Source organism: Blastopirellula marina (assembly GCF_002967715.1).
GTDB classification, from domain to species: Bacteria; Planctomycetota; Planctomycetia; order Pirellulales; family Pirellulaceae; genus Bremerella; species Bremerella marina_B.
This window is the reverse complement of record NZ_PUIA01000042.1, coordinates 76014-91008: the sequence shown is the minus strand read 5'-3', so window position 1 is coordinate 91008 and position 14995 is coordinate 76014. Positions and strand designations below refer to the sequence as shown.

At 56.1% G+C, this 14995-nt stretch carries 14 protein-coding genes; 4 read left to right on the top strand and 10 right to left on the bottom strand.

Annotated features, from left to right (window positions below; translation table 11 throughout):
- From atpC to C5Y96_RS15535, 4 genes are all read left to right on the top strand, one after another.
- Complete coding sequence (atpC, locus tag C5Y96_RS15550; protein ID WP_105355117.1) at positions 1-402, top strand: ATP synthase F1 subunit epsilon; 402 nt, start codon at positions 1-3, stop codon at positions 400-402.
- Positions 403-662: 260 nt separating this feature from the next.
- Positions 663-1193 (top strand): FHA domain-containing protein, encoded by a 531-nt coding sequence (locus C5Y96_RS15545; RefSeq protein WP_158261255.1) that lies wholly within the window; start codon positions 663-665, stop codon positions 1191-1193.
- Positions 1194-1274: 81 nt separating this feature from the next.
- Entirely contained in the window at positions 1275-1427 is a 153-nt protein-coding gene (locus tag C5Y96_RS27395) for a hypothetical protein (RefSeq protein WP_158261254.1), read from the top strand.
- 53 nt (positions 1428-1480) lie between these two features.
- Positions 1481-4123 carry a hypothetical protein gene (locus C5Y96_RS15535; RefSeq protein WP_146115679.1) on the top strand — a complete coding sequence of 881 codons (2643 nt, stop codon included), beginning with the start codon at positions 1481-1483 and terminating at the stop codon, positions 4121-4123.
- Here C5Y96_RS15535 and C5Y96_RS15530 read toward each other — a convergent pair.
- The 10 genes from C5Y96_RS15530 to aroE all read right to left on the bottom strand — a co-directional run bounded on the left by C5Y96_RS15530 (position 4120) and on the right by aroE (position 14930).
- Entirely contained in the window at positions 4120-5094 is a 975-nt protein-coding gene (locus C5Y96_RS15530; RefSeq protein WP_105355108.1) for a serine O-acetyltransferase, read from the bottom strand. The two genes, C5Y96_RS15535 and C5Y96_RS15530, sit on opposite strands and share 4 nt — an antisense overlap.
- 357 nt (positions 5095-5451) lie before the next feature.
- Complete coding sequence (locus tag C5Y96_RS15525) at positions 5452-7545, bottom strand: elongation factor G (RefSeq protein WP_105355106.1); 2094 nt, start codon at positions 7543-7545, stop codon at positions 5452-5454.
- 114 nt (positions 7546-7659) lie between these two features.
- On the bottom strand, positions 7660-8439 hold the full coding sequence (locus tag C5Y96_RS15520; protein WP_105355103.1) for a hypothetical protein: 780 nt from the start codon (positions 8437-8439) through the stop codon (positions 7660-7662).
- A 13-nt stretch (positions 8440-8452) separates the two neighbouring features.
- Positions 8453-9175 (bottom strand): 1-(5-phosphoribosyl)-5-[(5-phosphoribosylamino)methylideneamino]imidazole-4-carboxamide isomerase, encoded by a 723-nt coding sequence (hisA, locus tag C5Y96_RS15515; RefSeq protein WP_105355100.1) that lies wholly within the window; start codon positions 9173-9175, stop codon positions 8453-8455.
- A gap of 117 nt (positions 9176-9292) precedes the next feature.
- Positions 9293-9901 carry an imidazole glycerol phosphate synthase subunit HisH gene (gene hisH, locus C5Y96_RS15510; RefSeq protein WP_105355098.1) on the bottom strand — a complete coding sequence of 203 codons (609 nt, stop codon included), beginning with the start codon at positions 9899-9901 and terminating at the stop codon, positions 9293-9295.
- Between the two features lie 167 nt (positions 9902-10068).
- Positions 10069-10869: a flagellar motor protein MotB gene (locus tag C5Y96_RS15505; RefSeq protein WP_105355092.1), complete on the bottom strand. Its 801-nt coding sequence runs from the start codon at positions 10867-10869 to the stop codon at positions 10069-10071.
- A gap of 62 nt (positions 10870-10931) precedes the next feature.
- Positions 10932-11525, bottom strand: a complete 594-nt coding sequence (locus C5Y96_RS15500; RefSeq protein ID WP_105355090.1) for a hypothetical protein — start codon at positions 11523-11525, stop codon at positions 10932-10934.
- Between the two features lie 63 nt (positions 11526-11588).
- Entirely contained in the window at positions 11589-12887 is a 1299-nt protein-coding gene (locus C5Y96_RS15495; protein ID WP_105355088.1) for a prepilin peptidase, read from the bottom strand.
- 1 nt (position 12888) lies between these two features.
- The gene (locus C5Y96_RS15490) at positions 12889-13425 is read right to left on the bottom strand and encodes a shikimate kinase (RefSeq protein ID WP_105355086.1); all 537 of its coding nucleotides are present in this window, start codon (positions 13423-13425) and stop codon (positions 12889-12891) included.
- 14 nt (positions 13426-13439) lie between these two features.
- Entirely contained in the window at positions 13440-14930 is a 1491-nt protein-coding gene (gene aroE, locus C5Y96_RS15485) for a shikimate dehydrogenase (protein WP_105355084.1), read from the bottom strand.
- Positions 14931-14995: the final 65 nt, after the last annotated feature.

The following is a 14995-nucleotide window of genomic DNA, read 5'->3' as shown; positions in this document are numbered from 1 at the left end:
GTGCCTTCCATCCAATGCATCGTGGTCACGCCCGAAAAGACCGCACTCGAAACGACTGCTGAATTCATCGCCCTGCCGTTGGCAGACGGCGAAATGGGGATTGGTGAGAACCATGCCCCAGTCATTGGTCGTCTCGGCTACGGCGAAATGCGTATCGTCTCGGAAGGCCAGACCCAGCGTCTGTACGTCGACGGCGGTTTCGTTCAGATCGCTGACAACGTAGTCAGCATTCTGACCGGCAAAGCAATTCCGCCTAGCGATATCGACATCGTTCAGGCAGAAACTCAGCTGGTGGAAGCATCCAAGGCGATTGCTCCGACCGACGAGTTGGCCGCCATCAAGACGCGAAACATCGAGCAAGCTTGCAATCAAATCCGAGTTGCTAAACGCTCCGCCAACTAGCATAGCATCCCCCTCGTTCTGCTCCTGATAGCATCCATCAAAGTTCATGATGCTATCGAAACCATGGCGATTTGACCGCAAACGAATCCGCGGCCAGATTGTCTATCTTACCGAAACGCCACCGCTGGTAATCTGCGCGGGAAAAGGCGTGTTCTTGCAGCAGATTCCCTGCGACAACGCTTCCCCTTCTGGTCGATCAATTTAAAGAAGTACCGGCAATGCCGCTACGTGAATGCATCGAGGGTGAAGGTAGAGTCAGAATGCGTCCAGATTCACAGCTTGGAAACTCGAAACCAAGCCAAGCCGGCCAAGGTCGCCGGTCAGGTGCCTCGTTGCGGATTGCCCGCGGCCAGGTAAATCAGCGCGAGCGTGAAATCGAAGTCCCCGTTTTTACCTTGGGGTCTGCCGGTGATTGCGATCTGGTCCTCGGTGATGAGCAGTTCCCTGAACTTTACGCCTACATCCTCCGTACTCACGACGGATATCGTTTGCGGTGCCTGGTGGCCGAACCCATCCTCACGGTGAATGCCGAGGACATGGTCATCAAGCAACTGGAGGATGGAGATCGCATTCGCTGCGGTCCTTACGAATTCCACTTTCAGAAATCGGCCAACTCGGTGGCTCAATCGTCAGAGTTGCCCCAATCGAAAACTTCACCGGTTGACTTGCCTTGGGTGGCAACCGATGGCCAAGCCCAGGACGGCATCGAGACCGTTCACCGATTGCTTCACGACATTCGCTCGCGAGTCGACGGTAGAACATTCACTGAAGCACTTCGCCGGTCAGCCTGACTCGGCATAACCCCGTGAATCGGAAGAGTAGGTTTGATGCAACCGATTGCTCCTATCCTTGGAAATGAGTCGATATCGCTCATGCCTTACGAGGACGACGTGCTCGAGTCGCTGCGCCAAAGCCGAACGGCGATTGCCACCAGCAACGACCCTTCCGTGGTCATCTCGGCGCGCTGTGATCTACTGAAAGACGAACTGCGAGAGCTGTACGAGCGACTGTTGGCAACCAACTGAGTTCTTCCCGGAACAAGTTGCCAACCACGCGGCTGCCTATTAGCATCGGAGGCGTGAACCACAACTCCGTATCATCCCCGGTCCGCCCCGATTCGCTCCACCGTCTGCGAACCTTCGTGGGCATTTGGTTGCCCTTTCTCTTTCTGGCGACCTTCTTCTTCGGCAAAGCATTTGCTTACCAGGAACAGTTCCTCTTTCGAGACGCGGCCCATTTCTATTATCCGCTGTTTCATGAAGTGACACGCCAGTGGAAAGCAGGCGAAGTCCCCCTGTGGTCTCCTTTCGATGGAATCGGCATGCCGCTGGCGGCTGATGCCACGCCCAGTGTCTTCTATCCCGGCAAGCTGCTGCTGCTGACGCCGCTGGGCTTCAATTTTGGCCTGCGTATGTATGTGGTCATGCACTTTGCCCTGTCCTACGGCGGCATGTTCTGGGCGGCTCGCACCTGGCGATGCTCGGTATGGGGCGCGGTTCTGGCAGCGATCACCTACACGTTTGGCGGCCCAGTCCTTTCGTACCATGCGAATATTATCTTCCTGGTCGGGGCGAGTTGGCTTCCGTTTGCGCTGGCCAGCGGCTGGATGCTTGCCCGCCGCCCTGCCCTGCTGCCGGGGATTGCCCTGGCCCTGGCGCTCACCATGATGATTCTGGGGGGGGATCCTCAGTTGGCCTTTCATACGATGATGATGCTGGCCATGGGGGCCTTTTTGTGCGTCTTACCTTGGCGAAGACTTCCCAGTTGGAAGGCCTGGCTTCAGTGGCGGGCATTTCGAGTGGGAGCCCTGGTTGGTTGTGCATTGCTTGCCGCTGGCTTGTCGGCGATACAGATTCTCCCGACGAGCGAATGGGCCAAACGCAGCCTGCGAGCAACCACCGATCAGCCACGTAGCATGTATGAACTTGCTCGCGGCATAGGCTCCGAGGAAAAAGATCGCTTCAATGCGTTGCTGGGAAACCCCAAACCCAACACGCACGCGCGGCATAGCTACGATTTCAGTATCGGTCCCTGGAACTGGCCTGGCGTATTTGTTGCCAATTTCAGCGGGAAGATGTATCCAAAAAACGAACGCTGGGTAAGGGCGATTCCGGCTGAAGGTCGCATTTGGTTTGCCTCGCTGTTCATGGGCATGCTGGCCATGTTTCTCGCTGCCTACGCGATTTGGAACCGGCCGTCGCGGCGGGTCGACCGCTGGCTGATAGCGATCGGCTTGTTCGGCCTGATAGCCAGTCTTGGGTGGTATGGCATCGGTTGGCTGATTTTAGAAATTGGCTACGGCCTGGGATGGGACGGTGATAGCCTGCCGATTGGTTCGCCCTTTGGCGGCTTGTATTGGCTGTTGAACATGATCGTGCCGAGGTACGCCCAGTTTCGTTATCCGGCGAAGTGGTGGATCTTTCTAGCGTTCGCCATGCCGCTGCTTGCTGGCAGAGGGCTCGACCAACTGCGGGCTGGGAAATGCCTGCTGGGTGTAACCATCGGTACGAGTTCGATACTAATTGTTGTCGGTGGCATTGTTTGGCTGACCTCCACGTCGCTAGGCTCAACGCTTCCCCGTGTGCCCAACGACATCTTATTCGGACCGCTTGATGCGCCCGCCGGAATCTCGCAGATGTCGGTCGGACTGATCTCAGCCGCAGTCGCTTTGATAATCGGCATCGTCGGCTTGCACGTCTTGCCGCGACGGCTCGCTGTCGCGTTGGTGCTCATCGTCGCGACCGGGGAACTAGCAGTCGGCAATGCCTGGGTTGCTCCGACGGCCTCGGAAGATCTTTGGAATACGAACGGATTCGACATGACATCGCTGCCGCTGGAAAAGCGTGACTTTGAACCAACGAATTTCTTCGATCGCACCGAAAACCATTACCCAACGGAGTTCGCCGAGCACAGTTCCGACGATCGAATGATCGCCGGGCTCAAGATTGATCGGCAGAACGACTTTCCAAGATTTCACCTTTTGGACACGGTACGCTTTGCACCTTCAGTGGTGAGTATTACTCCCAGAGACTACGAAACAGTCTGGTCACTCGCCCGGGCTGACAAGACTCTGATGAAATTCGTGCAGGACATACATGGCATCGGCTGGCCAACCACCCGCAGTCCCTGGGAGGAAGCATGGTGGCAAGCCGATATCGACTGGCACGCTCCGATTGATCCATTAGCTCCGCAGCAAAGTCTCGAAGAGACCCGGCAACTCTTGGGGGTGTTAAGCAGCAGCGACAAATTCCGAGTAATCAAGAGAGCCAATGCAGGCAATTGGCCATCTACCTACAAGTGGGACTTGGCCAACCGTTTTCCTGTCATCCTGGAAGCTTCCTCGGAAAACCGACTCAAGCGACCACCAGCACCGAGAACAGCAAGTGTCAACACGACGCTACACCGAACAAGTGCGGGGAAGATGAAGTTGACCCTGGCCGGCACTCAGAATGGCTGGGTTATCTTTCGCGAATACTTCGACCCTGGCTGGCAGTGCACAATCACAGATGCCCAAGGGATCCAGCGAACCGGCGTTCCCGTCTTCCGTGCCAACCGCATCCTGATGGCCGTTCCAGTCGAAGCAGGCGATACGCAGGTTACGCTGACCTATTGGCCCCGATCGTTTGTTATCGGAGCGATTGTGTCCGGCCTCAGTTGGCTGGCACTGGTCATCTTGTTGGCAGCCAAGTTTGGCCTGGCTGCTTTCAAGCGGCTCTCTTAGATCTGGAAGTTGAGTTCCGGTTGAAGTTCTTCCACCGCTTCCGATCGCAGACGCAGGCGAGGCTTTTCCAGCAGTACCGTCGTGTTGGGGTCGACACTTCTGGTAAGCCACACACTGGAACCAATCACGCTATGATTGCCGACGACCGTGCGTCCGCCGAGTACCGTCGCATTGGCGTATATCACCACGTGATCTTCGATTGTGGGATGACGCTTCATGCCACGGACGATGTTGCCTTCGTTGTCGGTATCGAACGAAAGAGCACCGAGCGTCACGCCCTGGTACAGCTTGACGTGCTTGCCGATCTCGCAGGTCTGGCCAATCACCACGCCAGTACCGTGATCGATGAAGAAGAAACTTCCAATGGTCGCACCGGGGTGAATATCGATCCCAGTCTGCTTGTGAGCCCACTCGGTCATCATGCGCGGGATGAACGGTACGCCCAGTCGGTACAGCAAGTTGGCAACGCGATAAACGGTGATCGCTTCAAGGCCTGGGTAGCAGAAGATCACTTCATCCAGATTGGTGCAGGCCGGGTCGCCGTCGTAGGCTGCTTGTACATCGGTGGCCAGGATCTCACGCAGATCGGGAATCCGATTCAGAAACTCGATGGCCATGGCCTGGCCTTTGGCTTCGTAGTCGGTCTCTTCCAATGGGTTGCAAGTATCCGGCTTGCCGTTGACTCGCTCGTCGTGCCGCAAGGCGCGAGCAATTTGCGTGGTTAGCTTATCGTGCAAGCCATCGATCAGGTCGCCCACATGATAGGTGATGTTCCCCATGTGCAGACCCTCGCGGCGCTGGTAGCCGGGGTACAGAATCTCCTTCATGTCTTCCAAAATCGAGATTACGACTTCGTAATTCGGCAGGGGGCAATGGCCAAGGTGATTGATCTTGCCGATCTGCTTGTACGTGCTGACGATGCGATCGGTCAGCGTCGGAAGATCTTCTTTCAGACGTGCATCAGAGGCCATGGCGAATATCCTTCTATTTTGAACCGACGGAGAGAGTTGTTACGGATGGAACAGGTCTGTCGTGGCAGCAGGTGCCAGCATGCGTTGGGGTTAGCAACAACAGAGACAGGTTCGACAGTAACAGGTTGCCAGCAGATGCATGGTTCGGTTCAAGTTTGCCGGTTGCATGGACTTTTCCACAGGGTTAATGGCTTTTGGATGCCCGGCCTGACAATTAGGTCACCAATGTTTTCGACGTGATAGGCAGTTAAATTGACCCTTATGCGAACAATCAATAAAGATGCCCTCGCTTTCGTATTTTCGCAAACTTAAAAGCGAGGGCAAGCACACGGAAGGATCAGCTTCGGGAATTTCGGGTCAGCTCTCGTCCTCCTCTTCGATATGCTGACGATGCTTATCCTGCAAATGGGATGGCAACGGGGCGTAGTGCGAGAAGCTCATACTGTAGCTCCCCTGCCCTCCGGTCAGACTGGAAAGGGACCGGGCATACGAAGTAGTCTCGGCCAAGGGAACGACACAAACCACCGTTTGCATGTTCGCCCCGGCTTCCTGGGTGCCTGAGATCTGACCTCGCCGCGTCGCCATGTCACTGTAGACGTCGCCAACACAGTCAATCGGAACCGTAACGTGCATGTCGACCATCGGCTCCAGCATCTGCGGGCCAGCTTGCTTGCAAACTTCGCGCAGCGCCGCCGAGGCCGCTATCCGGAACGCCGTTTCCGAGCTATCGACCGGATGGTGCTTCCCGTAATGGACTTCGACGCACAGGTCTTGCAGCGGATAGCCAGCCAGAACCCCTTTGTGCACCCGATCCAACAGGCCCTTCTCGACCGCCGGCATGAAGTTACCAGGAATCGAAGCCCCCACGATCGAATCGACCCACAGGAAATTCATTGCCTCGAAGTAATGGGCATGCTTCATACTGGGGAAGTTATCCTTGGTAGCGAACGTCGCGATGTCGGTTCCTTGAGGAAGAGGTTGAATGCGGATATGCACCTCGCCGAACTGCCCTCTACCGCCAGACTGTTTCTTATGGCGATAGGAACCATGTGCCGGATAGGTGATCGATTCACGGAACGGAATTCGCGGTTCGTATGTTTCAATCTCCAGATGATCGCGGCGAGCCAGCTTCTCTTGGATCAATGCCAAATGAAGTTCGCTCATCCCCCGCAGCACTAGTTCGTGCGTTTCCTGATCGTGTTCGATCTGGATCGTCGGATCCTCTTCGACCAGCTTATGCAGGGCCATACTGAGCTTCGCTTCGTCGTTGCGGCTCTTAGGACGAATCGCCACGCCGACCATTGGTTGGGGGAACTCGATAATAGGCAGTTCCAACTCTCCTTCATTGGTGCCGGTATGTAACTGCTCCATCTTCGCGACGGCGACAATATCGCCTGGTCCCGCTTGATCGATCGGTTCGAGGTGGTTGGCCTGCACGTCGAGTAGCTGACCGATTCGTAGCCCCTTACGGCCATTGCTGCCAGGCAGGGTCATATCTTTGCGAAGCGTTCCGTTGTACACGCGGATGTAGCTCAGCTTCTGAACGAAAGGATCGATCCGGGTTTGAAATACCTGGGCCGCGAGCGGGCCGTTGGGATCGCCCAACAGTTCGATCTCCGAGCCATCACCACTCTTGGCTTTGCGGTGCACCATGGATGGAGGAAGCGAACAAAGCGCCATCGCGTCGAGCAGTTCGGAAATCCCCACGGCCTTCTTGATACTGCAGCAGACGATCGGAATCAGCGTTCCGTTGGCGACTGCTTTGGGGATGAGGGTCTTCAAATCTTCGTTGGTGGGGACTTCTCCTTCGAAGTAGCGTTCCATCCACACTTCGTCTGCTTCAATCGCCGCTTCGACGAGCGACTCTTTGTAGATGGCTGGGTCGATCGGGGCGTTGGAGGTATCGGCCTTTTCGTCGAAAATATCGACCACACCGACGATCGCGCCGCTTTCTAACCGAGGAAAGTTAATCGGCACACAGGCCTGGCCGAACGTATCGCGGATCGACTGCATCAAAGTAGCAAAGTCGAGATGCTCGGTATCGATCTTGTTAACCACAATCATCCGGCCGATACCGGCCTTTTCAGCCTCCTGAAAGACTCGCCGCGTGTTGACGGCGATGCCAGCGTGGGCGTCGATCACAATCATCGCGGTGTCGGCTCCGCGCATGGCCGAGATCGTATGGCCAATGAAATCGGGGTAGCCGGGAGCATCGATTACGTTGAAGCGAAGTCCCTGATGTTGAAAGTGGGCGAGAGTCGCCTCAATGGAAAGATGGTGAGCCTTTTCCTCCGGCTCGAAATCGCAGACACTCGTTCCGTCGTCCACACTGTGTGTTCCGTCCACCGCGTGCGTTATCTCAAGTAGGCGGTCGATCAGGCTCGTCTTCCCAGTCGAACCATGACCGCATAAGACAATATCGCGGACGGTCTCGGTTGCAAAACTTGCCATAACTAAACTCCTTTCGTGCTTTGGGATTAGACACGAGTAAAGGGCTTTTCCCACATGGGGAGTACCACGGGGAACCTCTTCTCCGTGGGGTGATTTGTTGATGGCTTCTTAGTGTTATTCGTCGTTGTTATCTGCTTCCGGTTGTGGATCTTGTTGCTTGGATGTTATTTCGGTTTGCTTCTCCAATGAATCGATAGGCCCCGGCCGATGAACGAACGGTTCCTTTGCACTCACTTCTTCGGCTTGAATCAGGAAAAGGTGAATCTGATCGTCTCCTACGGGGGCGGCGAAAATAAGTCCGGATACCGGAAACTCACCTTCATAAAACAGATTCCCGGCTACCTCGTCGAAACGCCCATACTGATCTTCGTCGAAGCCAGCTACTTTGGGCTGGCGATGCGCAGTATGACCTTCGACGCGAAACACCAATTGACCGCCAACTTTTCGTACGCCCCAGAAGCCTGCGAACTCGCCACTCGCGAAGTCTGGATGAGGACTTGTCTCGGTGTTAATCGCCACCGGACGAATATAGGTGTAGGTGTCGGCTTGACGCGGCCAATAGGCGACCGTTAACTGCTTGTCGTAAAGAGGTCTCTCGGCATTATTCTTCAGGTGAACTAGCTGGGCTACAGCATCGTCGGAATCAAACGCCCATTGGTACGGAGAATCGTCGATCGGATGGAAGTCGAGCCCCAGGCCATCGACATCCTGGGCAGGTAGCGTGGTGACCGAATAAACCATTAGGCACTTGGCCGAACGGAAATAAGAAAGATAACCAAACACCCCAGCGAACAGGGCGACGATCACCATCATCGCGCCCAGGCTGAAACGAAGTCCCCAAGATGTGCCCGAGCTTGGGACGACCGATTCAGAAGTCAGATCACGCTCGGGCATAGGACTTATTTGGTTACCTCACACCGCCGGCGGCCTCGACCGCCTCGCGTACGGATAAACGGCCTTCGTACAAAGCACGTCCCACGATCGCACCATCCAGTCCGGCGACCGTCAGGTTCTTGACGTCTTCGACCGAGGTAACACCACCAGATGCGACGACCGGCAGTTTGACGGCCTCTTTCATGGCCTGCATCGCTTCGACATTGGGACCGGCCAGCATGCCGTCGGTGGCGATGTCCGTATAGATAATGGCCGCGATCGGCAGATGCTCAAACGTTTTGGCCAAGTCAATTGCCGAGGTGGTGCTCACCTCGAGCCAGCCATCGGTAGCGACCATGCCTTCTTTGGCATCGATTCCGACAACCAGCTTTTCCGGGAATTTCTCGCACATGGCGGCAAACCAATCGGGCTCACGCAGGGCCTTGGTGCCGATCACCAGGCGGGCCAGTCCGAGATCGAGAAGTTCCTGGATGGTCTTCTCGTCGCGAATTCCGCCGCCCACTTCACAGGGGATGTCGACAGCAGCCACGATCGCAGCGATCGCTTCGCGGTTTTTCAGACTTCCGTCCTTGGCCCCATCCAAGTCGACCAGATGGAGGCAATCGGCTCCTTCTTCGACCCATCGTTTCGCCATTTCAGCCGGGTCGTCCCCGTAGACCGTTTCGCGGTTGTAGTCTCCTTGTTGGAGTCGCACGCATTTGCCACCGAGAAGATCAATGGCCGGCCAAATTTGCATCGTGGGTCCCTTTCTCCGCCGAACGGCCGAACCCTTCGGCGTCCTGGCAATATCTCACAACGGTTAAGAATCAGCAAGGAAAATCTTGCCACTAGATCAAGTTAATGCGGGGGATATCTACGCCAACTGGGCAAAGTTGTGCAATACGGTCAGCCCGGCCTGTTGGCTCTTTTCCGGGTGGAACTGCGTGGCGTAGAGATTGTCTTTCCAGACGGCAGCGCAAAACGGGCCGCCGTAATCGGCGGTAATCGCCACGACATCGTCGTTTTCTGGAACGACATAATACGAGTGAACAAAGTAGAAATTCGTCCCCTCGTCGATCCCTTCAAAAATGGGTGGCCGGTGGACGAAGTGAGCCTGATTCCAACCCATATGGGGGACTTTATAGCCATGGGGCAGCTCGAACTTCACGACCTTACCGGGCAGAATCCCCAGGCCTTCGTGCTCGCCCCCTTCGTAGCTAACATCAAACAACATCTGCAGGCCCAGGCAAATCCCAAGAAACGGGGTGCCGGCTTCGATTTGGTCCTTAATTGGCCCTTCCAGATCTCGGCGGCGGATCTCGTCGACCGCGTCACCACACGCCCCGACCCCTGGCAAAACAAGCTTGGTTGCCGCGGCGATCTCTTTCGGATCGCTGGTGATATGTGCGGCATGCCCTGTCTTTTCAAAGGCTTTTTGGACACTCCGCAGGTTACCCATCTGGTAGTCGACGATCGTGATCATCAGGCGAGCAAGTTCACTATTCGAGGCAAATCAACGACAGACACACGGCAAGGAAACAGCATCCCCGCAGTGGACACAACCAAAGGACGAAAGTTCGTCCAGGAGCCCCATTGTAGTTCGTTTTGGCCTGACAGGTTAGGCGGTAGAAGGGGTTCCCCGGGGGAAACCTAGTTGTCTGACTGGGGATAGATCACCAGGTCGACGCGGCGATTCTTATGCTGCCCAGCCGGGGTAGCATTGGAAACGACCGGATGGTTCGCACCATGCCCCACGACCACCAGTCGGTCGGGGTTCATGCGGTAACGCGAGGTGAGCTGATCGAAGACCGTTTGGGCCATACTGGCCGACAACTGATGGCTGGACGTGTATGGGGGCATTACCGGTTGATTGTCGGTATGCCCTTCGATGCCAATCTTGTTCTGGGGGAAGTCGCGTTGCAGGATACCGGTCAGCTGCGAGAGGATGTTGTCGGAGTTGGGAATCAGTGAATTGGTTCCCGTTTGGAACAACGCGTCGGCGGGGATTTCGATACGAATCACGTCGCCGTCCTGGCGGGCCGTGACGCCGGGGATCTGAATCTTGCTCAGTTCGGAAGTCAGGCTGTTATTCGGCCGAATCACCGCACCGCCACGGTATTGGGTTGAAGCCATCATCGTCTGAACTTTTTGCTGCTGTTCTTTGGCCAGTTCCTGCGACTGTGCCAGTTGGCTGGTCGTGTCGTTCAGTTGGCGGCGAACGAGCGAGAGTTCGTCCTGTAGGATCCTTTGCTGCTGCTGGGCTTGAGCCAGCTGCGAGTGCAGGTCCTGGTTCGAGGCATCCAACCCGGAAGCACGGCGTTCGAACTCGGCGATCTGGGCCTGGGTTTGCTGCTGCGCAAGGACTTGCTGTTGCCGCCAGGCTGCGTTTTGATTGCAGCCCAGGCCAGCAAGTGCTAGCGAGACCAAGGTGAAACAGCAAAGACGAAACATGGCAGGCCGTGTCGACTAAGGGCCGGGTAAACTTGAGACAAAATCAGGAATTGCGGCGGATATTAACAACCCACCCTATCATCGACAAGATCGATTTCGTGCTCGCTATCCGCGAAAGTCGCGGCCAGATCAAGAGATCGGACGTCTCTCCGGAAATTCCCTAGCGTCTCAGTCGGGACCGGCAGCCACGCATGCCGCGGATACTGGCCATAGAAGCGTTTGATGAAGTGCCGACCAGCCAACTGCTCGCAGTGGGGTTCCCATCCTAGGCGGCCCATCAGCCGCGTGCTGATCTTCTCGTTGGAAAGCTCGCACACGCTGGCATTCGCCCCACGGACCTGGGCCACCCAGTCCAACACTTCCAGGCTGCGGCGTAAGGTCTTCCAAGTCGTCTGCTGCGTTGACTCGATGTAGGCCAAGGTCAGAAAGCCAGGCGAGCTGAGTGGGAAGTTGTAATACAACCGAACGTGATCCCCACCCCGGCTATGCTTCCAGCGTCCCAGCGTTTCGATCTCCAGGCGGGAAATCAGCTTCGGCCAGGGACGCAGCGTTAACGAGTGGAATGTGCCCGATTCCACTCGGATAACGCCGTAGCGGCGTCGCCGAACAAGATCGGTGGCATCCTTCAAGTTGTCGATGGTTTGTGGCCAAAGCATGGGTGGGGTCCTTGCAGCAAGGATAGCTCACCGTTAACGGTCCGCCTGTAACGATTCTGCGGACTATGCTTTATCCGGATAGATGAACGTGAACTTGATCCAAACCCACGCCGTCAGCATGCCCCCCAGCACTACCGGCAACGCCAGGAACAAGGCCGGCAGCCAAGGTCCCAGTCCCAACAGTGGCCCATACTGCTGCCACAGCCCGCCCCAGAAAATCATCGTGAGGAGCGTGCCGATGCACAGGTAGGGTCCGTAAGCGAGATACGCATCGCCAGTCAGCAAGTAGTTCACGATCGCAAACACGCAGGCGATGAACGGTGCCATGAAGAAGATCACCATCACCGGCTGCCAGCCGATATACGCGCCGATCATGCACATGAGCGTAACGTCGCCAAAGCCCATCGCTTCTTGCCCCATCGCCAGGCTGGCAAAGAAGCGGACCAGCCAGATCAACAATCCGGCGAAGGCCATTCCGAGCAGGGCACTGAAGACTGATTGCCAAACCGCTTCACCACCCCACAGCCAGGCAGCCGAGACGAATGCAATCAGCAGTACCAGCATCCCGAGGTAGAACCAGTTCAGCGAATAACGAATGAAGCTGGCCACCAGGTAGCGGAAGAACTTGGTCGTTCCGCCCCGAATCCAAATCAATTTCGGACATAGGGCAAACCACCAACCAAACGCCAGCACCAGACCGACCGCGAGTGCGGAACTTCCATTCCAAGTTTCCGGCCACTTACTGAGCGCCGCTGCATGTAGCGGAATCGCATCCAACTTCGCGCCAGGCTGCGACAACCCAAAAAAGGGCGGACCATCTGGCATCGGCAGTCCCACAAAAGGAACGAGCGAACAGAAGATCAACGCGACCAGAAAGCCTGGAACAGTGACGTAGTCGGGGATCGTTCGCGAATCAAAGTCGACAAAGGTGGCAATCACCATAAACGAGATCAATACGATGTGCTGCACGTAGATCGCATGCAGCGCCGCTTCCCCCAGCGGAACATTTACCGTGATGGGAACGAGTTTGCCGGAGATCACCCAGTGGTAATACCAGGCAAAGAAGAATCCGCAGCCCAGCTCAATCAGCAGCGGCTGCAACCAATGCACGGTGCCGTGAACCTTGCTTTCCCGCGACAACCCAAGCCAGCCAAAGATTGGCACCTTATCGAAAAGGTTCCGCGGCGGGACATCCGGATGAGGCTTACTCCACGGATCATAATTCTTGGGAACCCACGTCCAGCGATAGATGGCCCGGTTGAGTTGCCCGGCCACGATCGCACCGAACACAAACAGTATTACCAATCGCACATTGAGCGGAATTCCAATCCACAGTGCGACAAGATTCTCCCACCAGGCCACGTTACTGTTCTTTCTTCGCTAAAGGCAACGGGAGTTGGTCCAAGATCGCACGAGACACCTCTTTAGGCGACTTGCGTTGGGTATCGATCGTCAGGTCAGCACATTGCCGGTAAAGCGGAATACGCTTCGTCAAGACTTCTTCGATTTCTTCCAGTGTCGATTTACCGGTCAAACTAGGACGACGAGCTTGGGTCGATGCATCGCCAGATAGTCGCCGGGCAATTTCCTTTGGTGAAGCGGTCAGCCAAACGGTATAGCAAGTGTCGGCGATCCGCTGGCGATTCTCTTCCCGCAGGATAACACCGCCCCCCAAGGACAAGATCTGGCCTGACTGTTCGGTCAGTTCGATCAGGGCTTGTGTTTCGAGATCACGAAAGCCTGACTCGCCGGCCGCGGCAAAGATCTCGGCGATCGATTTACCGGCTTGCTTCTCGACGTAAATATCGGCATCAACCAGCGGCCACTTCAGCTGATGCGCCAGCAGCCTGGCGACGTGTGATTTGCCGGTTCCGCGATACCCGATGAGTGCCAGATTCATTTCGCTGCGACCAACTAACCTGTTCTGACCGCACCGGTCAACCGCTTGAGGGTACTTCGCATCAGCTCGCGCGAAGTCTCGACACCGGTAAAGAGCTTGAACTGCAAGGCCGCCTGACGAACGAACATCTCGACCCCGGTCACCACGCGTGCCCCCACTGCCTTGGCTTCTTTGATCAGCAACGTTTGCTCGGGATTGTAGACCGTGTCAAACACGACCATGCTCGGCTTGATCCAACGCTTCTCGAACGGTGTTTCATTGACGTTAGGATGCATACCAACCGGCGTACCGTTGATCAGTACGTCGGGTTGTACCGAACCGCGGTCTTCCCAGTGAATGTGCCGGCACTTGAAATGCTGGGCCAGTTCTTCCGCGTTCTCCAGCGTGCGACTGGAAATGGTTACCGACGCTTTTCGCTGGATCAAAGACCACACAATGCCGCGAGCCACACCGCCACTCCCCAGGACCAATACCTTAACCCCTTCCAGCGATCCACCTTGCTGTTCAGGGAGAAGCATCGTGTCGAGGCTTTCCATCGCCGAATCGCAATCGGTGTTGAATCCTGACGGCCCTTCGTCATCGAAGATGATCGTGTTGGTCGCCCCGACTCCCGTGACCGCGGCGTCAGGTCGTTTGACAAACTTGATCGCGGCTTCCTTGTGCGGAATCGTAATGCTTAAACCTTTGACACCCAGTTGCGGGCACACTTCGCCCAAGAACACACTCAGGTGTTCGCGCGGCACGCGAAACGGCAAATATCGGCGATTCATTCCCTGCTCGCTAAATGCCGCGTTGTGTAAATGAGGGCTCAAGCTATGACCAATCGGATCGGCCACCACGCCGTATAACTCGGTATCGTCGGTGATCTCTTCGTACCGGTAGAGATCGACCATCTGGCGAAAACCGATCTGACCCGGTGCCAGGGTTCGTTCGTTGGAACTGGTGGCGTAGGTAAACGGACAGCCAAAACGCCCGCCGAGAATACGCGAAGGCATTCCCATATCGCCCATGCAGAGACCGATCGTGGGGATTTCACTACCACGGGCTAGTTCTAAGATCCGGACGTTGTCTTGCGGCGAGTTCGCCATGGTGGCGATCTTGATGATATCGGGATCGAGCTTCTGCATGCGCCGATGCAAACCTTCCAGGTCGGCCGGCGTCTCGCGGAAGTTGTGGTAGCTGATGATCCGTTTCGTTTTCCCATAGCGTGGAATCGAGGCCGCAATGTCCTCTTCCAAGTCGATGTAGTCGACCTGTTCAGCAATCGCCGTGCGTAGGACCATCTGGCGTTCTTGTTCGTCCCCTGCATAGCGTCCACCGTCACGTTCTCGACGATACGTGATTACCACGGGGCTGGGCCGATTTTCGAGCAGGCGTTTGAGTTTAATCGTCCCGTTGATGTAGTCGAGACGCAACTCGCACAACTGAGCTCCCTGTTCGACCAGGTGCTTGTGTTCGGCAATGATGTGTTTATGTCGGCCACGGCCGATGCTGACGCAGATCATGAATCTATCTCGAAGTCGTAAGACCTCGATGGGGTACGACGGGAAAAGGCATGACGGGGGCACAC

Bases quoted from the DNA above. Each gene is read 5' to 3' on its own strand.
- C5Y96_RS15545 (WP_158261255.1), top strand. From the start codon at position 663: ATGCGTCCAGATTCACAGCTTGGAAACTCGAAACCAAGCCAAGCCGGC.
- C5Y96_RS27395 (WP_158261254.1), top strand. From the start codon at position 1,275: ATGCCTTACGAGGACGACGTGCTCGAGTCGCTGCGCCAAAGCCGAACG.
- C5Y96_RS15530 (WP_105355108.1), bottom strand. From the start codon at position 5,094: ATGGCCTCTGATGCACGTCTGAAAGAAGATCTTCCGACGCTGACCGAT.
- C5Y96_RS15525 (WP_105355106.1), bottom strand. From the start codon at position 7,545: ATGGCAAGTTTTGCAACCGAGACCGTCCGCGATATTGTCTTATGCGGT.
- C5Y96_RS15520 (WP_105355103.1), bottom strand. From the start codon at position 8,439: ATGCCCGAGCGTGATCTGACTTCTGAATCGGTCGTCCCAAGCTCGGGC.
- hisA (WP_105355100.1), bottom strand. From the start codon at position 9,175: ATGCAAATTTGGCCGGCCATTGATCTTCTCGGTGGCAAATGCGTGCGA.
- hisH (WP_105355098.1), bottom strand. From the start codon at position 9,901: ATGATCACGATCGTCGACTACCAGATGGGTAACCTGCGGAGTGTCCAA.
- C5Y96_RS15505 (WP_105355092.1), bottom strand. From the start codon at position 10,869: ATGTTTCGTCTTTGCTGTTTCACCTTGGTCTCGCTAGCACTTGCTGGC.
- C5Y96_RS15500 (WP_105355090.1), bottom strand. From the start codon at position 11,525: ATGCTTTGGCCACAAACCATCGACAACTTGAAGGATGCCACCGATCTT.
- C5Y96_RS15490 (WP_105355086.1), bottom strand. From the start codon at position 13,425: ATGAATCTGGCACTCATCGGGTATCGCGGAACCGGCAAATCACACGTC.
- aroE (WP_105355084.1), bottom strand. From the start codon at position 14,930: ATGATCTGCGTCAGCATCGGCCGTGGCCGACATAAACACATCATTGCC.